The organism is Pseudomonas deceptionensis, from assembly GCF_900106095.1.
Taxonomy (GTDB): domain Bacteria; phylum Pseudomonadota; class Gammaproteobacteria; order Pseudomonadales; family Pseudomonadaceae; genus Aquipseudomonas; species Aquipseudomonas deceptionensis.
On record NZ_FNUD01000002.1, the window covers coordinates 4,595,354 to 4,616,789 of the forward strand.

The window sequence follows — 21,436 nt, forward strand, 5'->3', positions numbered from 1 at the left end:
AAACGCCAGCTTGCTGGCGTTTTTTTATTGCCTGTTTTTAATCCATGTTATCCGTCGTCTGGCCGAGCCCTACCCGGCGACTCAATGCCTGCGCATATCGCTGCCACTCATCCAGCAACTTCAACTGCGCCGGTGTAGCACTGCGAGACAGCTCGTCCGCAGCCCGGGTAAAGCTGTCCAGGGTCATGGGCGCCCCCATGGCAGGGTCCGACAAACGCTGCTGGCAGAATACATGCCAGCGTTCCAGCTCTTGCGCACTCAAGGTATGGGGGAAGTTTCGGGCACGGTAACGAAATAACAATTCGGGCAAGCGTTCATCATCAAAGGGCCATTCATCTTTGGCCAATTGCTCCGGGTCACTGAGCCGCACTTGCTCGCACAGCCGACGGTCCCGTTCACCGAGAAAGCCGCCATACAATTGCTGCTCGGGATCTTCACTGGGGGCAAAGTCTTCGCGGGCATAAATAGCGGTCAACTTATCCTGCCAAACTTCCTGCGCCTCAGTAAGGCTGCGGGCTCGCGCTTGATAGAGTGGCATATCCAATTGCAAACGCTGTTGATCCTGAGCGCGCACTACATTCAAGGGCGCCACCACGGGACAACGATTAATCTGTATCAGTTTGAGCGGAACCGGCAATTGCCCTTCGGGCAAATCTTCACGCCGGGTATAAAGCAGTGTGCGTAAAGTCTCGGCATCCATATCCAGTAATGGCTGAGGATCGAAGTGCAGATCACACACAATGAGCGCATTGCGATTCTTCGGGTGCCATGCCAGTGGCAGTACCACGCCGACATAATGTCTGGCCGCAGAGAATCGTCCGGAAATATGCACCATCGGCTGCAACAGACGAACTTGATCCAGTACCCGCTGTTTAGTCCGTAACTGGAACAACCACTCATATAACTTGGGCTGTTTGTCACGAATCAGCCGGGCCAGGGCAATGGTTGCACGCACATCGGATAAAGCATCGTGGGCCTGACCGTGATCAATTCCGTTCGCCGCCGTCAAACGCTCCAGCTTGAGCGTCACCCGCCCATCTTCCTCTGGCCAGACAATCCCTTCAGGCCGCAGGGCGTAGGCCGTACGTACGACATCAATCAAATCCCAGCGGCTGTTCCCCCCCTGCCATTCACGTGCGTAGGGATCGAAGAAGTTTCGGTACAGACTGTAGCGAGTGACCTCGTCATCAAAGCGCAAGGAGTTGTAGCCCGCGCCACAAGTGCCAGGCACCGCCAGCTGAGCATGAGTACGGGTCATGAACTCCGCCTCGCCCAGGCCCTTGTCTTCCAGGCGACTGGGGGTGATGCCCGTAATCAGGCAGGCCATCGGATGAGGAAGGATATCGTCGCTGGGCTGGCAGTAGAGATTGATCGGCTGGTCAATCTCATTGAGCTCCAGGTCGGTGCGGATGCCGGCCACTTGAACGGCCCGGTCGCAACGCGGGTTGATACCGGTGGTTTCGTAGTCGTACCAAAAAATAGAGGTCACGGGGGGTTCCTGAGCAGAAGACCCCGCCAGTCTAGGCGCTCAAACCCTCAGGCAGAAGCCTGCAGAGGTTGAAAACTGAAGTAGCGCTGCAAGGTGCTGATCAGTACGGCGTACTCGGCAGGTGGCTGATACAGGATAAAACCGGAGTCATAGCAATTGGGCGTGACATCCTCCCGACACCACAGGCATCGCGCCGTCAGGTCAACCAGCTGCAGACTGCCATCGGTGCCAGGCAGCTTGATCCGCAACTCGAAGTTGGCATCCACCAGCATCGGCAACTGGCTGATCAACATCAACCCGCCATCAGATACATTGCCCAGGTAACCCAAGGGTTTGTCCGTGAACCGATTGAACACGTTCAAAAAGAACGCCAGTTGATGACGCTCGATAAGCCGTTCTATAACCATGTTCAAGATCACTATAAAAGGCCATTAAGCATGGCCGCGCTAGCGCTTTGAAATGCCCTGCCCGCACAGCTGGGCCAAGAAAACCGCCCACACCTGCCCTGCACGCATTCACCTTAAGCCCTGAGCAACAACCTGCCCCGAGCGACTACACCCTTTCGGATCTACAAATAAACAAAAACTATTCAAACGTAATTGATACTAGTTTAAACAAGGCAAAGGGATAGCTTAAATTTCACCCATCATCAAATGGTTGCCGGCAACGCCTGGGCGCTGGTCCCTGGGCCCGGGATGAATTTCAGAATGCGTAGCGTCTCGATCCGCGCCTTGGCCCGATAGGCATACTCGCTCTTGGGGAATTCGTTGATGATGTATTGGTAGGTCTGGGCCGCATCCAGGTAGAACTTCGTACGCTCCAGGCACAACCCGCGCAGCATTGCCGTTTGCGGCCAGATATACGGGCGGCTGCGGCTGTCGCGGTCAACCTCGGACAACTCAAGCATCACCGCCTCGCAATTGCCCCGGTCGTAAGCACGGTAAGCATTGTTCAAATGGTGATTCATCGACCAGCGGGTACAGCCGGTCACACTGGCGACCAACAACAAAACGAGCAAAATTCGCATGGGTATCTCCTGTTCTCAGCAGTGTATCGACCCCACGGCCAAATTCTTCAGGCAACAGACGCCATGCACCACAACTTAAGCAGAAAGTAGTGCAGAGGAACAATGACTACAGCCAAAGACCATAGTAGCCTTTGGCAGCGCTTGAACTCAGGAGTCTCTGCATGTCTGTTCGTCGAACCAAAATTGTTGCCACCCTTGGCCCTGCCAGCAATTCACCGGAAATGCTGGAACAGCTGATCCTCGCTGGCCTGGACGTTGCCCGTCTGAACTTTTCCCACGGCACTCCCGATGAGCACAAGGCTCGTGCCAAGCTGGTGCGCGAAATCGCCGCCAAGCATGGTCGCTTCGTTGCCCTGCTGGGTGACCTGCAAGGCCCGAAAATCCGCATCGCCAAGTTCGCCAACAAAAAGATCGAGCTGAAGATCGGTGATCAATTCACCTTCTCCACCAGCCATCCGTTGACCGAAGGCAACCAGCAAGTTGTCGGCATCGACTACCCCGACCTGGTCAAAGACTGCGGCGTAGGCGACGAGCTGCTGCTCGACGACGGCCGCGTGGTGATGCGTGTAGACACCGCCACCGACGACGCGCTGCACTGCACCGTGCTGATCGGCGGCCCGCTGTCCGACCATAAAGGCATCAACCGTCGCGGCGGCGGTCTGACCGCACCAGCCCTGACCGAGAAAGACAAGGCTGACATCAAGCTTGCTGCCGAGATGGAAGTCGACTACCTGGCCGTTTCGTTCCCGCGCGATGCCGCGGACATGGAATACGCCCGTCAACTGCGTGACGAAGCTGGCGGCACCGCCTGGCTGGTTGCCAAAATCGAACGCGCTGAAGCGGTCGCTGATGACGAAACCCTCGACGGCCTGATCAAGGCCAGTGACGCAGTCATGGTTGCCCGTGGCGACCTGGGCGTTGAAATCGGCGATGCCGAACTGGTAGGCATCCAGAAGAAAATCATTCTGCACGCACGCCGCCACAACAAGGCAGTGATCGTGGCGACCCAGATGATGGAGTCGATGATCCAGAACCCGATGCCAACTCGTGCCGAAGTGTCCGACGTTGCCAACGCCGTTCTCGACTACACCGACGCCGTAATGCTTTCGGCTGAAAGTGCTGCCGGTGCTTACCCACTGGAAGCGGTACAGGCCATGGCGCGCATTTGCGTCGGCGCTGAGAAGCACCCGACCAGCAAAACCTCCAGCCACCGCATCGGCAAGACCTTCGAAAGCTGCGATCAAAGCATCGCGCTGGCGGCCATGTACACCGCCAACCACTTCCCGGGTGTCAAGGCCATCATCGCCCTGACCGAAAGCGGTTACACGCCGTTGATCATGTCCCGCATCCGTTCTTCGGTGCCGATCTACGCGTTCTCACCGCACCGTGAAACCCAGGCGCGCGCGGCGATGTTCCGTGGCGTTTACACCGTACCGTTCGACCCGGCATCCCTGCCGCCAGAAAAAGTCAGCCAGGCTGCGATCGACGAACTGCTCAAACTGGGCGTCGTACAGAATGGCGACTGGGTCATCCTGACCAAGGGCGACAGCTACCACACTGTAGGCGGCACCAACGGCATGAAGATCCTGCATGTCGGCGACAAAATGGTCTGAGCCTGAACCGGCCCCAGCCCAACACAAAAGCCCCGCCTGAGTGATCAAGCGGGGCTTTTTTATTTAGCTGCGGGTTAAAAATGCATCGGCCAGCAGTTGATTGCGCGCCAGCCCCGCCAGAAACAGGCGCTTGGCAAAGGCCTCGACACTGTCGGGGTGGCCACAGACCAGGGCGTGGGTCTGGCGTGAGGCTAGCCGAAGCTGCCCCAGGAATTCCGGCAGCTGCGCACGCTCAAGCCATTGGGCCTGAAGATTCGGATGATCGAGCGCCAGCGCCTGCACGTCGTCTTTGAGGTAGTGCTCGGTGCTGTCCCGGGCCACGTGGACCAGCCAGATCGGCCCCTGATGCTCCTGACGCAGGGCCTCGCGCAGCACGCCAAACAGTGGCCCCAGCCCCGTGCCGGACGCCAGCAGCCAAAGCGGCTGCTCCTGCCAGTCCGAGTCGTAGCGCAGCGCGCCACCGCGCAGTTCGCCCAATCGCACCGTGTCGCCGACTTTAAACTGCCGCGCCGCGTCGACGAATTCGCCGGGGTGGGCACAATCGATGTGAAACTCCAGAAAACGGTCTTCTTCGGGCAGGCTGGCCAGCGAGTACGGGCGCGCAACACCGCTGGCTGTCCACAACACCAGATGCTGGCCGGCGCGATAACGCAGCGGGCGCTGCGGCAGAATACGCAGCCGCAACACACTCGGGCTCAGCCAGTGGAGCTCGCCGACCTCGGCCGGCAAACCGTCACGGGACGGATCGAAAGTCTCCAGTTCCAGGTCCTCTACCACCTGGCACTGGCATGCCAGGCGCCAGCCTTGCTCACGCTGCCCCCGGGCCAGCGCCTCGGGTTTGAGGTCGGCCGGTTCGCCGCGCACGCAGCGCACCAGACACGCATGGCAACTGCCTGCCCGGCAACTGTAAGGCACCGCCACACCGGCCTGATTCAAGGCGTCGAGCAGGTTGGTATCGTGAAGCACTGACCATTGCTGGCCAGCAACGTGTAACTGGGGCACTTGGCCTCCTGCGGAGAAAATACAACCTTTGAATAATTTACAATTCTGGATAAACAGCCAAGGCTGTTCGAACCTTATCGCAGCCTTCGGCAGCGGCTACAAGTTTTGCCTCTACGGGTGTATCAAAGAGTGTGCCGGGTTATACTGCCGCGCCTTTTTTGTACCGGCCAACCGTACCCGGTATGCCCCGCAAAGATGTTTTCGACAGACCGAAACACCAAGGTCGCAAACACCTTATTGATTGAATGTTCCCGTCTTACAGAGGAGCGCGACCCATGACCGTGATCAAGCAAGACGACCTGATTCAGAGCGTTGCTGACGCCCTGCAGTTCATTTCCTACTACCATCCCGTGGACTTCATCCAGGCCATGCACGAGGCCTACCTGCGCGAAGAATCGCCAGCTGCCCGTGATTCGATGGCGCAAATCCTGATCAACTCGCGCATGTGTGCCACTGGCCACCGCCCGATTTGCCAGGACACCGGCATCGTCACCGTGTTCGTGCGTGTGGGCATGGATGTGCGCTGGACTGGCGCCACCATGGGCCTGGACGACATGATCAACGAAGGCGTGCGTCGCGCTTACAACCTGCCGGAAAACGTCCTGCGTGCCTCGATCCTCGCCGACCCGGCAGGCGCTCGTCGCAACACCAAGGACAACACGCCTGCGGTCATCCACTACTCCATCGTCCCGGGCAACACCGTGGAAGTGGACGTGGCGGCCAAAGGCGGCGGCTCCGAAAACAAGTCGAAAATGGCCATGCTCAACCCGTCCGACTCGATCGTTGACTGGGTGCTCAAGACCGTTCCGACCATGGGTGCGGGCTGGTGCCCACCGGGCATGCTCGGCATCGGCATCGGCGGCACCGCTGAAAAAGCGGCAGTGATGGCCAAGGAAGTGTTGATGGAGTCCATCGACATTCACGACCTGATCAAGCGCGGCCCGTCCAGCCGTATCGAAGAGATGCGCATCGAGCTGTTCGAGAAGGTCAACCAGCTGGGCATCGGCGCCCAGGGCCTGGGTGGTCTGACCACCGTGCTCGACGTAAAAATCATGGACTACCCGACCCACGCAGCCTCCCTGCCGGTGTGCATGATCCCGAACTGCGCGGCCACCCGTCACGCGCACTTTGTGCTCGACGGTTCCGGCCCTGCTGAACTCGAAGCGCCGCCGCTGGATGCCTACCCGCAGATCGTCTGGGAAGCAGGCCCGTCGGCCCGCCGTGTCAACCTTGACACCCTGACCCCGGAAGACGTGCAAAGCTGGAAGCCGGGCGAGACTGTCCTGCTGAACGGCAAAATGCTCACCGGTCGTGACGCAGCGCACAAGCGCATGGTCGAAATGCTGAACAAGGGTGAAACCTTGCCGGTTGACCTCAAGGGTCGCTTCATCTACTACGTGGGCCCGGTTGATCCGGTGCGTGACGAAGTGGTTGGCCCTGCCGGCCCGACCACGGCCACGCGGATGGACAAGTTCACCCGTCAGATCCTCGATCAAACCGGCCTGCTGGGCATGATCGGCAAATCCGAGCGCGGCCCTACCGCTATCGAAGCGATCAAGGACCACAAAGCCGTGTACCTGATGGCTGTAGGCGGCGCGGCCTACCTGGTGGCTCAGGCCATCAAGAAGTCGCGCGTCGTAGCCTTTGCCGAACTGGGCATGGAAGCGATCTACGAGTTCGACGTTAAAGACATGCCGGTGACTGTGGCTGTCGACAGTAAAGGCGAATCGGTGCACATCACCGGCCCGGCTATCTGGCAGAAGAAAATCAGCGACAGCCTGGCAGTTGAAGTGCAGTAAGCACTTTTAAGCCAGACGAAAAAAACGGCCAGGTTAATCACCTGGCCGTTTTTTTATGCCTGCCCAAAAGCCCCTCACCCTGGCCCTCTCCCTCCGGGAGTGGGTTGGGGTGAGGGCAAGCCTTTGCTCAAAACGCGTTGCGGAAGATCTCTTCAATCTGCCCCTGATCCGCCTTGCGCGGGTTGGTAAAGCCACAGGCATCTTTCAGCGCATTGGTCGCCAGAATCGGGATGTCATCCAGCTTGGCGCCCAAGTCCCGCAGACCGGCCGGGATTTCTACATCCCTGGCCAAGGTACGAATCGCCGCGATGGCAGCCTGCGCGCCCTCTTCCGGGCTCAAGCCCCGCACATCGGCACCCAGCGCGTGTGCCACATCGGTCAAGCGGGCCGCACACACATCGGCGTTAAAGGTTTGCACGTGAGGCAGCAACACCGCGTTGCACACACCGTGAGGCAAGTCGTAGAAACCGCCCAACTGGTGCGCCATGGCGTGCACAAACCCAAGCGATGCATTGTTAAAGGCCATACCCGCCATGAACTGCGCGTAAGCCATGTTCTCGCGCGCCGTCAGATCCTTGCCGTCGTTCACCGCCTGACGCAGGTTCTGGCTGATCAGCTCCATCGCCTTGATCGCGCATGCATCGGTAATCGGGTTGGCCGCCGTCGACACATAAGCCTCGATGGCATGGGTCAGCGCATCCATACCCGTCGCTGCGGTCAGGCTCTTGGGCATGGCCACCATCAGCTCAGGGTCATTGACCGACAGCAGCGGCGTCACGTTGCGGTCGACAATGGCCATTTTTACGTGGCGCTCTTCGTCGGTAATGATGCAAAAACGCGTCATCTCGCTGGCGGTACCGGCCGTGGTGTTGATCGAGACCAGTGGCAATTGCGGCTTGGCCGAACGATCAACGCCTTCGTAGTCACGGATATGCCCGCCATTGGTAGCGCACAACGCAATACCCTTGGCACAGTCATGGGGCGAGCCACCACCCAGCGACACGATAAAGTCGCAGTGATGCTGCTTGAGCACCACCAGCCCCGCCTCGACGTTACCAATGCTCGGGTTCGGCTTGGCGCCGTCAAAAATCACCGAATCAATGTCCTGCAACGCAAGCTTTTCAGCGATCAGCGTCGCAACCCCCGCCTTGGCCAGCCCCGCGTCAGTCACGATCAGTGCCTTGCGAAAACCATAATTGCGAATCGCAGTCATGGCCTCATCCAGGCATCCGTTGCCCATGATATTTACGGCGGGAATAAAGAAAGTGCTAGTCATGTCGAGCCCTCTTGGCGGGTCATTGGCTAAGTCGGTTTCTACAGCTTCACCCAATCACACTTGCGCAATGTTGATCTGGCTCAACACTTGAGCGTGATAAAGTCCGGCACCGCCCATGCCTTGAGACGATATCTGCGATGACACCCTTCCAGGAATTTGATGCCGAACTAGAAGACTGGAACGCGTTACGCACCAGCACACCGTGCAGCGGACTGCTGGTCGGTAATGGTGCAAGCATGGCCGTGTGGCATGATTTTTATTACGAGTCGTTGTTTGATAAAGCCAGAAGCATCGCCGAAAAGCCCCTCAGCCAGACCGAACTTAGTGTGTTCGAAGCCTTGAGCACCCGCAACTTCGAGCACGTCCTGAGCGCCCTCAAAACCGCCAGCAAGGTCAACAAGGCACTGGCCATCAACTCGGCTTCACCACGCAAGCGCTATTACGCGATCAAGGAAGCGCTGATCAACAGCACCCAGGACGTCCACATCCCGTGGCGCCTGATGCCACCCGAAACCCTGGCCTGCTGGAATGAAGAGCTGGCCCGGTATGCCACGGTGTATTGCTCCAATTACGACCTGCTCACTCCGTGGGCGGTCATGCAATCGCCCAAAGGGTTCAACGACTTGTTCGCCACCCCGGGGGCCACCTTCGAGCCGGGTGCGGCGCAGGTCAAGAGCAAAGCCACGCGGGTGCTGTACCTGCACGGAGGCCTGCACCTGGTCAAAAACCAGGAAGGCAAAGCGCGCAAGATCGCGGCCAATGAGCCCACTTTGTTAAGCAACTTCGCGATCAATCACTCGATCAGCGCACTGGATGACGTGCCGTTATTTGTCAGCGAAAGCACCAGCGAGGACAAACGTAAATCCATTCGCTACAGCGATTACCTGTCCTATTGCCATGAACAGCTGATGACCCATAAGGACGCGCTGTGCATCTTTGGCCACAGCCTGGGCGAACAAGACCGGCACCTGATCGATGCCCTGCAACAGGCGCCGCTCAAAACCCTGTGCATCTCGATCTACCCGCGCAGCGAAGCGTTTATCCGCTTCCAAAAAAACCACTACACGGCACTGTTTGCAGATAAAAAGCTGACATTGCGCTTCTATAACTCGAAAACCCACCCGCTGGGCTACACCCGTCACTCGGTGCCGGTCGAAGAGTGAACCCTGTAGTCGCTGCCGCAGGCTGCGAAAGTTTGCGGAGCGACCCGACTCTTGGCGCTGCCTTAAACAGCGACTACAGATGCAGCAGAAATACCCTCCTCACAACTTCTCTTTAACTACCGTCGTCGGCCCATTGTGTTTCACGCTGGCAATCCCTTTTTCCCGGGCTGCCTCGGAGGAATATTGTTCGCTGGTCCCGATGATCTGGTGATTGGCGGCCTTGAGGTTGAAGTACGGCTTGCCGTCCTTGGCCTCCTTCCTGTCATAGCGTTCATCCAGCGGGCTGTTGGTCTGCACAGACGCGATCCCGTTTTTGGCAGCCGCCACCGTGGTGTACTGCTCACTCACCAAAATCGTCTCGGCATTCGCCGCCTTCAACACAAACCGAAATTGCCCACTGCTGGTTTTGCTCAATTCGTACCAACCAGACATTGCCTTTCTCCTGAGTGTTTAACGTGTTTACTTCACCCTCAGTAAAGCGTGCATGGGGCATTTATCCATTTATCCGAAGGAATTAGCCGAAGTCCGTCGTTTAGAGAGAGACAAATAGCAATGGTTCTCGATACCATTCGCAAATTATTGGCTGTGCTGCCCCTCAAGGATTTCCATGTCCCGCCTCAAATCCGACCCATTGGTGGCTGAATCACTGCGCGAGTTCTACACGCAAATTCTGCACTTCCTGCGTAAACGCACTGACAACGCCAGCGACGCCGCTGACATGACGCAGGATGTGTTCACTCAATGGCTGGGCTACCAGGATCGGGCCAAGGTCGAGCAGCCACGGGCATTCCTGTTCCAGATGGCACGTAACCTCTTGCGCGACCACTGGCGGCGCCAACAGGTGCGACAGGCCGTTCACAGCGAGCACGTCGAGAGTGAGCCCGAGCCCTTGAGCGATGAGCGGTATGAACCGATGGCCGCAGCCCAGCGCCTGCAACGTCTGGATCAGCTCAAGGCGGTACTCGCCGAGCTCCCGCCCAGACGCCGTGAAGCACTGATGCTGCACCGCTTTGAAGGCTTGAGTCAGGCCCAGATTGCCCAGCGCATGGGGATCTCCGTCAGCATGGTCGAAAAGCACATTGCCTTTGCCTTGCTGCACTGCAAGCAACATTCAAATTTTGCGCTACCCACCGCTCTTGCCGTGCTCTGTGCCATGTTTTCACTGAACCTCGGCGCGCCGGTGTCGCTCCACCAGCAGTACGTCGCCACCCAGCCCCAGGGCACGCAAACAGTCTTGCTGCCCGACGGCAGCACCCTGAGCGTCAATGCCAATACGCGTCTGCGCATCGACTTCGGCGCGTATCAACGCGATATCTATCTGGACAAGGGCCAGCTCTATATCGAGGTTGCCGCCAACAAAGAACAGCCGCTGGTGGTGCATGCCGGGGATGCGAGCATCCGGGTGGTCGGCACCGGGTTTGATGTGCGCCGCAGCCAGCACCAACTGGTGGTCAGCGTCGCCCACGGGCAAGTGGCGTTTATGCCGGATGCCAACACCTCGACGCTGCTCGGCGCCCAACAACGCACCACATATGATTACGCCAGGGCGTCCACTCAAGAGCAAAACCTCAGCCCGGGCGAGGTCGCTGACTGGCGCAGCGGGCACCTGTCCTTCCGCAATCGCGAACTGGCCAGCCTGGTGGACGAGCTTGATCTGTATCGCCCGGGGATGATTCAACTGGCCGAAGGCCCACTGGGCCGCTACAAGGTCTCGGGCAACCTGGATGTCAACGACCCGATGGCGCTGGTCAAAGCCCTCCCCGCGCTGATCCCGGTGAAAACCGTGCTGCTGGACAACGGAAAAATCCGCATCGAACCGCGCTAAAAAAACATATGCGAATATTTTGCATTCGCATATGTGGTTTTTTCAGCGCGCCACGTCTTCCTTCGGTCTGCGTTGCCAACGCATGTCTTTTTGGCCTTTGTTGCCGCACCGGGGGATTTCATGTTTCGCGCACCACATCACTTCTCGCACTTGTGCACACGCCCGACACTGCTCGCCGCGTGCCTGGTGCTCAGCCTGCAAGCCCACGCCGAATCGATCCAGTTGCAACTGCCGACGCAATCGCTGGCCAGTTCGCTCAGTGAGGTGGCGCAACAGGCAAAAATCCAGCTGCTGTTCGATGAAGACCTGTTGCGCAACATCAAGGCCCCTGCGCTCAAGGGCGACTACACACCGCAACAGGCCATCCAGTTACTGCTCAAGGGCACCGATTTCAGCCTGATCCAGGTCGACCGCACCTACGTTGTACGGCCCCGGGAAGACGGCACCACCACCAGCAACAGCCTGGAGCTGGGGGCGGTCAGCGTGGTGGGCAACGGCAACGAAGTCGACTCCAGCAACGTCGGCAAGTCGACCATGACCCAAACCCAAATCAATCAGTATCAGGCCAACAACATCCCGAGCCTGCTGGCCACCCTGCCGGGCATCAACCTCGGCGGTTCGCTCAAGCCGGGCGGTCAGACCATCAACATTTGGGGCATGGGCGAAGCCGAAGACGTTCAGATGACCGTGGATGGCGCGACCAAAAGCGGCTTTGAGCGTTACAAGCAGGGCACGATCTTTATCGAACCCGAGCTGATCAAACGCCTGGAAGTCGAGAAAGGCCCCCACGACATACACACCGGCAATGGCGGTTTTGCCGGCGTGGTGCACATGGAAACCAAAGACGCAGCCGATTTGCTCGTAGAGGGCAAGAATACCGGCGCCATGCTCAAGTACGGTTACAGCAGCAATGACCATCAACAGGTATACAGCGGCGCCGTGTATGGCCGCACTGACGATGGTCGCGCCGATGCGCTGGTGTACTACACCAAACGCGACGGTGACAATATGAAGCTCGCCGACAACATGCCCGATCCCCGCCATGAGTACCCGGTAAACCCGCGGCGTCTGCCCAACACGGCCCAGGATCTGGACGGGCAATTGCTCAAGCTCAACCTGCACCTCAATGACGAGCACAGCGTCGGCATGTCCTACTCGCGCTCGAACAATTACCTGTGGGTGCCCTTCTCGGCAGTCAGTTATCCGGAGCCAGCCAGCCAGGCCAGCATCGCCAAATATGGCTATGACATTGCCTCCCGGCGATACCTGTCCAACCGCTCAACCCTCGACACCACCTGGTCGGCCAAATACAAATACGAGCCTCTGGACAACCCGCTGGTAGACCTTGAGGTGAAGTACTCGCACTCCAACACCGAACAAACCGACAAGCGCGGCGAACAGGCCTACACCCAGCCCACGACCGGCGGGCGCAAGATGGAAACCGGCTACACCGACGACATGCTGCAGATCGAAAACATCAGCCTGTTTGCCACTGGCCCGCTGGACCATGCCGTAACCACCGGCGTGCAAATCCGCAAGCATCAGCGTGATGTGGACATGTGGATGCCGGGCGGGAGTTATGAAACCGAGAAATACAACTACGGCCACTACCAGCCCAACTTCATGCCCAGGGGCAAGGTCGATACCAACAGCTTCTATATCCAGGACGCCATCACCCTGGGGGATTTCACCCTGACCCCCTCGATGCGCTATGACCATGTGCGCAACCGCGGCCAGGAAAACGACGCCCCGTATTACAACCACCCGGAATTGGGCCATGACTACAGCAACAAAACCTACACAGGTTGGTCGCCGCGCCTGTCGGCCTTCTGGACAATAACCCCCAAGACCGCCCTGTTTGCCAACTACAGCAAAACCTGGCGCGCCCCGGTGATTGACGAGCAGTACGAAGTCCAGGGCGTTGGCAGCCGCACCTCCAGCAGCCTCAACCTCGACCCGGAACGCATTACCGGCTGGCGGGCGGGCAATATCACCACGTTCGACCAGATCTTTAGTGAGAACGACCACGCGCTGATCCGTACCACACTGTTTCGCAACAAGATCGACGATGAAATTTTCAAAGCCACGGGCGTTGGCTGCGCCGCACAAACAGTCGATGTCAGCATGAGCACAGCGTGCGGCCCCAATATGCCCAACTACCGCAATATTGGCAGTGTGACCATCAAGGGCTTTGAGGTTGAAAGTTTCTATGAGTCCACGTACGTCTTCGGCTCACTGTCATACGCATGGATGACGGGTAAACACGAAGGCGCCTACACCAACCCATGGGGCCCCAACGTCTGGGCCCGAGATATACCGGCGCCAAAATGGATTGCCGTACTGGGCACCAAAATACCGAGCCTGGATGCTCGCGTTGGCTGGAAGGGAGAATGGGTGCGTAAAACAGACCGCAGACCGAGTGACGACTACTACAGCAGCCCGATCAGCGCCCTGGGTGACCGTTACTGGGATCATTACAATAACGACGGCTACAACGTGCAGGGCTTATTCGCCAACTGGAAGCCGCAACAGTCTTACCTTAAAGGCACTGAAGTCAACTTCACCGTGGACAACCTGTTCAACAAAAGTTATCGCCCGATGCTCAGCGGAGAGAATGCCTACAGCCAGGGCCGCAATGCGAAGATCAGCGTGACGCGGTTCTTCTAACAGCTGTGCATACCCTGTAGCCGCTGCCGCAGGCTGCGTCCGGCGGCGCAGCCGTCGTAAAGTCAGCGGCACAACTTACCTGATGCACCTCGCGTTCAGGTTTTACGATCGCTGCCCAATCGGACGCAGCCTTCGGCAGCGGCTACGGGTATCGAGTCAACCTTGCAAACGCGCAACCACACTCAACTCCGGCGACTGAACCCGGCGCTGGCTCAAATACCGGGTGCAGCTCACGCGCAGGAACGAGGCAAAGTTGACCACTTCACCCCGGTAATCCATCACCTCTTCGTACAGCTTGGCCACCAATTGGTTGGTGGTCATGCCATCGTCCTGGGCGATGTCACTGAGGATGTCCCAGAACTGGTTTTCCAGCCGCAAGGTGGTGACCACGCCGCAAATACGCAATGACCGCGAGCGCGATTCATACAAAATCGGATCGGCTTTGACATAAAGCTCACACATGGCCACACCCTCTTCTTACAAAGTAATCTTCGTACCGAGCAACCCCAGGAACGCCGCCAGCCACGCTGGGTGCGCAGGCCACGCCGGTGCCGTGGCCAGATTGCCCTGCACATGGGCCCTGGTCACGTCGATATCGATGTAAGTGCCGCCCGCCAGGCGAACTTCTGGCGCGCAAGCCGGGTAAGCGCTGCACTCACGACCTTCCAGCGTACCGGCCGCAGCCAGCAGTTGCGCCCCGTGGCACACGGCGGCAATCGGCTTGCCAGCCTTGTCGAAGTCACGCACCAGCTCCAGCACTTTTTCGTTCAAGCGCAGGTATTCCGGCGCACGACCACCCGGCACCACCAGCGCGTCGTAGTCACTGGCTTTCACTTTGTCGAAATCAAAATTCAGGGCAAACAGATGGCCCGGCTTTTCGCTGTAGGTCTGATCGCCTTCAAAGTCGTGGATGGCGGTACGAACGGTCTGGCCCGAGGTTTTACCCGGGCAGACAGCGTGCACCTGATGACCGACCATCGACAGCGCCTGAAACGGCACCATCACTTCGTAGTCTTCGACGTAATCGCCAACCAGCATAAGAATCTTTTTCGCTGCCATGGTGCGTGCTCCTTTGAGGTAGACCTTGGGCCACTAAGAGTAGCCAAGGTACCCCCTGAGCGCCTACACGGGTAATAGCCAGGTACTACAGGCTTACTTCAACAAACCATCAGCCTGCAGCAAGGTTTCAAGGCAGTGTTCCTGAATGTTGTAGAACGCCTTGAGCTCCTGGATTTTCACCAACAGTTGCGCCGGGTCCAGCGGCTCGGCGCGCTTGACCGCGAGGATCATCTTGTTTTTGTTGGTGTGTTCCAGGGAGATGAACTCGAACACCTTGGTTTCATAACCGCAGGCTTCAAGGAACAGGGCGCGCAGGCTGTCAGTCACCATTTCGGCCTGCTGGCCCAGGTGCAGACCGTATTGCAGCATCGGCTTGAGCAGTGCCGGGCTCTGGATTTGCAGACGGATCTGCTTGTGGCAGCACGGCGAGCACATGATGATCGCCGCCCCGGAACGAATCCCCATATGGATCGCGTAGTCGGTGGCAATGTCACAGGCATGCAGCGCGATCATCACGTCGATCGGGGTGGGCGCAAAACTGCGCACATCGCCATGCTGGAATGTCAGGCCCGGATGCTCCAGCCGCTGAGCAGCGTTGTTGCACAGCGTGACCATGTCTTCGCGCAGCTCAACCCCGGTCACTACGCCTTCGGCTTGCAGGCTGTGGCGCAGGTAATCGTGAATCGCAAAGGTCAGGTAACCCTTGCCCGAACCAAAGTCCACCACCTTGATCGGCTGATCGAGCTTGAGCGGCGAGTTGCTCAGGGCGTGGGAAAACACTTCGATAAACTTGTTGATCTGCTTCCACTTGCGCGACATCGCCGGGATCAGCTCTTGCTGCTTGTTGGTGACCCCCAGGTCCGCGAGAAATGGACGCGTCAGGTCCAGAAAGCGATTTTTTTCACGGTTGTGCTCAGCCGACGGCACTTCCCGCTCTTGCTGGCTTTTGCCTTTGAAGAGCGAGCTTTTGCCCTTCTTGCTGTATTCCAGCTGCACTTCGTCGGTCAGCGTCAGCAAATGAGCGTTCTTGAACGCTTCCGGCAGCAGCGCGGCAATGTTGGCCACGCCCTCTTCCAGCGGGAAATTCTTGGTGATATCGCGGGTTTTGTAGCGGTATACAAACGACAGACAAGGCTGATCCTTGACCGTGACCTGCTTGATGATGACCCGTTGCAACTCGGCCTCCGGGCCGACGTACTTGGCCAGGACCAGCTTGATAAAGGAATTCTGGGCCAGGCCGGTTTCCAGCAGGTTCAAAAATTGCGCACGATGATCCGGCACAGACGGGGCGGTGGGAGCAGTCACTGACATTGAAAAAGGTGCCTCGGGGGGTGCAGGAGGGGAAATCAGAAAACGAATGGCGGCCATTTTAGGCGTGTTGGCCGCCAGGGGCACGGAGTAATTTCAGACGGCCTCGATTACAACATCACCAACCGATTCGGCAATTGGTTACGCGGCTGCGTTTTAGGTATGTGCTGCGCGAGCAGTTCGGCGCAGGCATCGATGCAGGTAATAAAGCCCTCTGCCGTATGCCCCAGCGCCACGCGGCGAACGAAGTCATTGACGATGGTGCCCCAGTCGCTGTCGTCCAGATGCCGCGAGATACCTTCATCCACCAGGATTTCGACATAACGCTCAGCCTCGCTGACAAAAATCAGCACGCCGGTGCGCCCCGCCGTGTGATGCAGTTTCTGTTCGAGAAACTGGCGTCGGGCCAGGTTGCTGGCGCGCCAATGCCGCACACGGGGCGGGATCAGACGGGTGGTAATGGCTGGCAGGCGAAAGATCAGGCTAAGGAAGACGAAGCTGGCCCATTGCAGCATCAGCAACCCGTAAATCTGCAGCCCGCCTATCAAGAAGTGCGCCAGGGCCGGAACCACCAGGGCAATCAGGCTGGCCCACAGCAAGGGGATATAGCTGTAATCGTCGGCGCGGGGCGCCAGTACGGTCACGATTTCGGCATCCGTACGCTGTTCGGCACGGGTAACGGCCTCTTCGACCTGCCGCTGTTGCTCCGGAGTTAATAAAGCCATAGGTCTCAATACTCGTTAAAAAATGAATTACCAGCCGCCAGAGGCCCCGCCGCCGCCAAAGCTGCCGCCACCACCGCGAAAACCTCCCCCGCCGCCGCCACCACCGAAACCGCCACCACCAAAGCCACCGGAGCGTGAGCCACCACCGCCCGAGTTGCAGATGCCATAGAACTGGCAGGCCGCTACGACCACCACGAACAACAAAAACAGCAGCAAAACCACGCCCGGGTGTTCACCCATGAAGTCGCTGCCGCCGCCCTGCCCGCTGGCGTAGGCCGGTTCGGCCATGGGCGCGCCGCCCAATACTTGCAGGATGGCGCCAACACCGTCGCTGATACCTTGGTTGTAGTTGCCGGTTTTAAAGGCCGGGGTGATGACCTGATTGATGATTACCGAGGACTGCGCGTCGGTAAGGCGGTCTTCCAGGCCATAGCCGACTTCGATCCGCAGCTTGCGGTCGTCGCGTGCCACGATCAGCAAGGCGCCGGTGTTCTTGTCCTTTTGCCCGATGCCCCAGGCGCGGCCCAGTTGATAGCCAAAGTCCTCGATGGGCGTGCCTTGCAGGTCGGGCACGGTGACCACCACCACTTGCTCGCCAGTGGCTTTTTCGTGTGCTTCAAGGGTTTGCGTCAATTGCTGACGGGTGGCGGGGTCGAGCATTTGCCCTTCGTCCACCACCCGCCCGCTCAGTGCGGGAAAGGTCAACGCCTGGGCCGTGGCTATAAATAGCCAGAGCAGCAGGCCAAACCCCGGTTTTAATACGCGCATCGGCACCTCTGGACTTGAAAGCGTGAACTCTTGTAGCCGCTGCCGAAGGCTGCGATGGGGTGCGAAGCAGCCCTTGAAGGTCCTTCGGCCCTTATCGCAGCCTTCGGCAGCGGCTACAGGTCAATGGGTCAGAACTTCACTTCTGGCGCTTTGTCGGCATCCGGGGTGGTGGCTTCAAATGTAGGGCGAACCGGCAAGTCGCTGTACATCACCGCATGCCACAAACGCCCCGGAAAGGTGCGTATCTCGGTGTTGTAGCGTTCAACGGCGAGGATAAAGTCGCGGCGGGCCACGCTGATGCGGTTTTCCGTGCCTTCAAGCTGCGATTGCAATGACAGGAAGTTCTGGTTGGATTTGAGCTCCGGGTAGCGCTCGGACACCACCATCAGTCGGCTCAAGGCCCCAGTCAGCTGATTTTGCGCCTCCTGGAACTGCTTGAGTTTTTCCGCGTTATTCAGCGTGCTGGCATCGACCTGGATCGAAGTGGCCTTGGCACGCGCTTCGATCACCGCGGTCAGGGTCGCCTGCTCCTGTTTGGCCGCGCCCTTGACCGTCTCGACCAGATTGGGGATCAGGTCCGAGCGACGCTGATACTGGTTCTGCACCTGCGACCAGGCCGCCTTGACCTGCTCATCGAGGGTCGGGATGGTATTGATCCCGCACCCCGCCAGCAGGCTGCTCACGGCCACAAGTGCGACGACTTTCCAGCCCAAGGCTCTAACGCTCTGTATTCCCATCGAGTGACGCTCCGAAATAACGACATTAGGTTTATTGACCACACACCACGCCTAAAAACTCCCGGCAACACTGGATTGCTCGCGGCGAATCAGCTAAAAGACTGCCTGCCATGCAGAAATACTCTGATCTAAAGGTAGGTCAAATCTTTAATTCGAGTAGCCCTGTCATCCCCCCAGAACAATATCGCTGCACGAGCGCGGGCTTCCCTCGCTTAAAGTGAGCGGCTGCGCAGAAGAGTCCAATGAGAAATATGTGTTTGCTGGGCATCGTCATCAGCCTGGCCAGTCCTACCGTGTGGGCTCAGACCCCGCCGGCCCCCCTTGCGCCCAAAGACGTGTTTGTTGCGCAACTGCTGCAAAAAATGACCGAGGACGAAAAGATCGGCCAATTGCGCCTGATCAGCATCGGCCCGGAAATGCCCCGCGAAATGATCCGCAAGGAAATTGCCGCAGGCCGTATCGGCGGCACGTTCAACTCCATCAGCCGCGACGAAAACCGCCCGATGCAAGACGCCGCCATGCGCAGCCGTCTGCAGATCCCGATGTTCTTTGCCTATGACGTGATTCACGGCCATCGCACCATTTTCCCGATCAGCCTGGGCCTCGCCTCAAGCTGGGACATGGATGCCATTGGCCTGAGCGGTCGCGTGGCGGCCAAAGAGGCCAGCGCCGACAGCATCGACCTGACCTTCGCACCGATGGTGGATATCGCCCGCGACCCGCGCTGGGGCCGCACCTCTGAAGGTTTCGGTGAAGACACCTATTTAGTCTCGCGCATCGCCCGGGTCATGGTGCAGGCCTACCAGGGCGCATCCCCGGCCCTGGCTGGCAACATCATGGCCAGCGTCAAGCATTTCGCCCTGTATGGCGCAGTCGAAGGTGGACGGGACTACAACACCGTCGATATGAGCCCGACACGCATGTTTCAGGATTATCTGCCGCCTTACCACGCAGCCATTGAGGCCGGTGCTGGCAGCGTCATGGTGGCCCTGAATTCGATCAATGGCATACCGGCCACCTCGAACATGTGGCTGATGCAGGACTTGCTGCGCAAGGACTGGGGCTTTAAAGGCGTAGCCGTCAGCGACCACGGCGCGATCATCGAGCTGATCAAGCACGGTGTGGCCAAAGACAGCCGCGAGGCCGCCAAGCTGGCGATCAAGGCCGGTATCGACATGAGCATGAACGACAAGGCCTACGGTGAAGAGCTGCCGGGCCTACTCAAGTCCGGCGAAGTGCCGCAAAGCGATCTGGATAACGCCGTGCGTGAAGTCCTTGGCGCCAAATACGACATGGGCCTGTTTGCCGACCCGTACCTGCGTATCGGCAAGGCTGAGGATGACCCGGCCGACACCAAGGCCGAAAGCCGCCTGCATCGCAGCGAGGCCCGTGAAGTGGCGCGCAAGAGCCTGGTGCTGCTGAAAAACGAGTCTCAAACCCTGCCCCTGACCAAGCAGGCACGCATTGCCCTGGTTGGCCCGCTGGCGAAAGCCCCGATCGACATAATGGGCAGTTGGGCAGCGGCCGGTCAGCCGGCACAGTCTGTCACCGTCTACGACGGCATGCGCACTGCACTCGGCCAACAGGGCACTTTGATTTACGCCCGTGGCGCCAACATCACTGACGACCAGAAAATCGTCGATTACCTGAACTTCCTCAACTTCGATGCCCCCGAAGTGGTCAACGACCCGCGCCCGGCGCAGGTGATGATTGACGAAGCGGTCAAGGCAGCGCAGCAGGCCGATGTGGTGGTTGCTGTGGTGGGTGAATCGCGAGGCATGTCCCACGAGTCGTCCAGCCGCACCAATCTGGACATCCCTGCCAGCCAGCGCGCACTGATCACGGCGCTCAAGGCCACCGGCAAGCCGTTGGTGCTGGTATTGATGAACGGCCGCCCGCTGTCGATCGATGCCCAGCAGCAACAGGCTGACGCGGTACTGGAAACCTGGTTCAGCGGCACCGAAGGTGGCAATGCCATTGCCGACGTGCTGTTCGGCGACTACAACCCGTCAGGCAAATTGCCGATTACGTTCCCGCGCTCTGTTGGCCAGATTCCGACGTACTACAGCCACTTGAGCATTGGCCGGCCGTTCACACCGGGCAAGCCGGGCAACTACACCTCGCAGTACTTCGACGAGGCCAACAGCCCGCTCTACCCGTTCGGTTACGGCTTGAGCTACACCGACTTCAGCGTGTCGGATGTCAGCCTCTCGGCCAAAACCCTGAAACCCGGCGCCACACTGACGGCCAGCGTGACGGTGAAAAATACCGGCAAGCGTGCCGGCGAGACGGTGGTCCAGTTGTATGTGCAGGACGTCGCCGCGTCCATGAGCCGCCCAGTCAAGGAGCTCAAGGACTTCCAGAAAATCATGCTCAAACCCGGCGAGCAGAAAGTAGTGCAGTTCACCCTCGACGAGAACGACCTGAAGTTTTACAACGCGCAGTTGAAACACGTCGCCGAGCCGGGTGAGTTCAACGTGCAAATTGGCCTGGACTCGCAGAACGTTCAGCAAAACAGCTTCGAACTGCTGTAATTTCGCCCAATTGTCACAAAGGCCCTGGCGGGCCTTTGTGACACTTCTTTTGGGCAATATCCGCTTGACCTTTCCTATCTTTGCACCCGCCTGAAAATGCGTTCGGACAGCGCTGTTTTTTGTGGTAGGGTTCGCGCCCTCAAAATTCAGTACGGCAAGCTTAAATCGGCAAAATTTGGTGACAAACGGTCTAATGCCGTACCCGTGGGGCCTACGTCGCTTTTTACACTTTCATACACAAATCAAACATGGATTCAAGCCGAGATCCTACGTTGCAGAGACTCACCAAAACGCATATCTTGTATCTATTCCGCCAGAAAACCCCATATGTAGGGTTTTAGGCAAAAAAGACCAAGCACAACTCAGACGAGATATTCAAGCCCTTTTCTCGCGCCTGCCTGGTTGAACCAAACGCTTTTTTAAAGACCAAACCGCTCATGCGGA

18 protein-coding genes and 1 pseudogene are annotated in these 21,436 nt (G+C 58.5%); 7 read left to right on the plus strand and 12 right to left on the minus strand.

From position 1 onward, the window contains the following. Positions 1–37: 37 nt before the first annotated feature. The 3 genes from sbcB to BLW11_RS21265 all read right to left on the minus strand — a co-directional run bounded on the left by sbcB (position 38) and on the right by BLW11_RS21265 (position 2,516). Positions 38–1,489, minus strand: coding sequence for an exodeoxyribonuclease I (sbcB, locus tag BLW11_RS21255; RefSeq protein ID WP_048359707.1), 1,452 nt, complete (start codon positions 1,487–1,489; stop codon positions 38–40). 47 nt (positions 1,490–1,536) lie between these two features. Then, positions 1,537–1,896 carry a PilZ domain-containing protein gene (locus BLW11_RS21260; protein ID WP_048359708.1) on the minus strand — a complete coding sequence of 120 codons (360 nt, stop codon included), beginning with the start codon at positions 1,894–1,896 and terminating at the stop codon, positions 1,537–1,539. Between the two features lie 242 nt (positions 1,897–2,138). Continuing rightward, entirely contained in the window at positions 2,139–2,516 is a 378-nt protein-coding gene (locus BLW11_RS21265) for a tetratricopeptide repeat protein (protein ID WP_048359709.1), read from the minus strand. 161 nt (positions 2,517–2,677) lie between these two features. Here BLW11_RS21265 and pyk point away from each other — a divergent pair, with 161 nt between their 5' ends. Beyond that, entirely contained in the window at positions 2,678–4,129 is a 1,452-nt protein-coding gene (pyk, locus tag BLW11_RS21270; protein WP_048359710.1) for a pyruvate kinase, read from the plus strand. 63 nt (positions 4,130–4,192) lie between these two features. Here the strand turns inward: pyk and BLW11_RS21275 are convergent, their stop codons facing one another. Then, entirely contained in the window at positions 4,193–5,131 is a 939-nt protein-coding gene (locus BLW11_RS21275) for an iron-sulfur-binding ferredoxin reductase (protein ID WP_048359711.1), read from the minus strand. A 275-nt stretch (positions 5,132–5,406) separates the two neighbouring features. On the opposite strand from BLW11_RS21275, the gene BLW11_RS21280 reads away from it, so the two are divergent. Then, complete coding sequence (locus tag BLW11_RS21280) at positions 5,407–6,930, plus strand: fumarate hydratase (RefSeq protein WP_048359712.1); 1,524 nt, start codon at positions 5,407–5,409, stop codon at positions 6,928–6,930. A gap of 127 nt (positions 6,931–7,057) precedes the next feature. Here the strand turns inward: BLW11_RS21280 and yiaY are convergent, their stop codons facing one another. After that, a complete protein-coding gene (yiaY, locus tag BLW11_RS21285) occupies positions 7,058–8,206 on the minus strand; it encodes an L-threonine dehydrogenase (RefSeq protein ID WP_048359713.1) in 1,149 nt (382 codons plus the stop codon). Between the two features lie 137 nt (positions 8,207–8,343). Here yiaY and BLW11_RS21290 point away from each other — a divergent pair, with 137 nt between their 5' ends. Then, positions 8,344–9,369 (plus strand): DUF4917 family protein, encoded by a 1,026-nt coding sequence (locus BLW11_RS21290; protein WP_048359714.1) that lies wholly within the window; start codon positions 8,344–8,346, stop codon positions 9,367–9,369. A gap of 99 nt (positions 9,370–9,468) precedes the next feature. Here the strand turns inward: BLW11_RS21290 and BLW11_RS21295 are convergent, their stop codons facing one another. Further along, positions 9,469–9,801, minus strand: a complete 333-nt coding sequence (locus tag BLW11_RS21295) for a YegP family protein (RefSeq protein WP_048359715.1) — start codon at positions 9,799–9,801, stop codon at positions 9,469–9,471. 175 nt (positions 9,802–9,976) lie between these two features. On the opposite strand from BLW11_RS21295, the pseudogene BLW11_RS24255 reads away from it, so the two are divergent. From BLW11_RS24255 to BLW11_RS21305, 3 genes and pseudogenes are all read left to right on the plus strand, one after another. After that, positions 9,977–10,477, plus strand: a pseudogene (locus tag BLW11_RS24255) (RNA polymerase sigma factor); the annotation flags it as partial. 45 nt (positions 10,478–10,522) lie between these two features. Continuing rightward, the gene (locus BLW11_RS24260; protein WP_338152526.1) at positions 10,523–11,194 is read left to right on the plus strand and encodes a FecR family protein; all 672 of its coding nucleotides are present in this window, start codon (positions 10,523–10,525) and stop codon (positions 11,192–11,194) included. A 120-nt stretch (positions 11,195–11,314) separates the two neighbouring features. Beyond that, on the plus strand, positions 11,315–13,861 hold the full coding sequence (locus BLW11_RS21305) for a TonB-dependent receptor (protein WP_048359717.1): 2,547 nt from the start codon (positions 11,315–11,317) through the stop codon (positions 13,859–13,861). A gap of 156 nt (positions 13,862–14,017) precedes the next feature. Here BLW11_RS21305 and BLW11_RS21310 read toward each other — a convergent pair whose 3' ends face one another. The 6 genes from BLW11_RS21310 to BLW11_RS21335 all read right to left on the minus strand — a co-directional run bounded on the left by BLW11_RS21310 (position 14,018) and on the right by BLW11_RS21335 (position 18,458). Further along, positions 14,018–14,323, minus strand: coding sequence for a ribbon-helix-helix domain-containing protein (locus tag BLW11_RS21310; protein ID WP_048359718.1), 306 nt, complete (start codon positions 14,321–14,323; stop codon positions 14,018–14,020). Positions 14,324–14,338: 15 nt separating this feature from the next. Further along, positions 14,339–14,920: a DJ-1/PfpI family protein gene (locus BLW11_RS21315; protein ID WP_048359719.1), complete on the minus strand. Its 582-nt coding sequence runs from the start codon at positions 14,918–14,920 to the stop codon at positions 14,339–14,341. Positions 14,921–15,013: 93 nt separating this feature from the next. Then, positions 15,014–16,231, minus strand: coding sequence for a class I SAM-dependent methyltransferase (locus tag BLW11_RS21320; RefSeq protein ID WP_048359720.1), 1,218 nt, complete (start codon positions 16,229–16,231; stop codon positions 15,014–15,016). A 107-nt stretch (positions 16,232–16,338) separates the two neighbouring features. Next, on the minus strand, positions 16,339–16,953 hold the full coding sequence (locus BLW11_RS21325; protein WP_048359721.1) for a TPM domain-containing protein: 615 nt from the start codon (positions 16,951–16,953) through the stop codon (positions 16,339–16,341). Between the two features lie 27 nt (positions 16,954–16,980). Next, a complete protein-coding gene (locus BLW11_RS24220) occupies positions 16,981–17,721 on the minus strand; it encodes a TPM domain-containing protein (RefSeq protein ID WP_048359722.1) in 741 nt (246 codons plus the stop codon). 128 nt (positions 17,722–17,849) lie between these two features. Further along, on the minus strand, positions 17,850–18,458 hold the full coding sequence (locus tag BLW11_RS21335) for a LemA family protein (RefSeq protein WP_048359723.1): 609 nt from the start codon (positions 18,456–18,458) through the stop codon (positions 17,850–17,852). A gap of 242 nt (positions 18,459–18,700) precedes the next feature. Between BLW11_RS21335 and bglX the strand changes: the two genes are divergently transcribed. Beyond that, a complete protein-coding gene (gene bglX / locus BLW11_RS21340) occupies positions 18,701–20,992 on the plus strand; it encodes a beta-glucosidase BglX (protein WP_048359724.1) in 2,292 nt (763 codons plus the stop codon). Positions 20,993–21,436 lie beyond the last annotated feature (444 nt).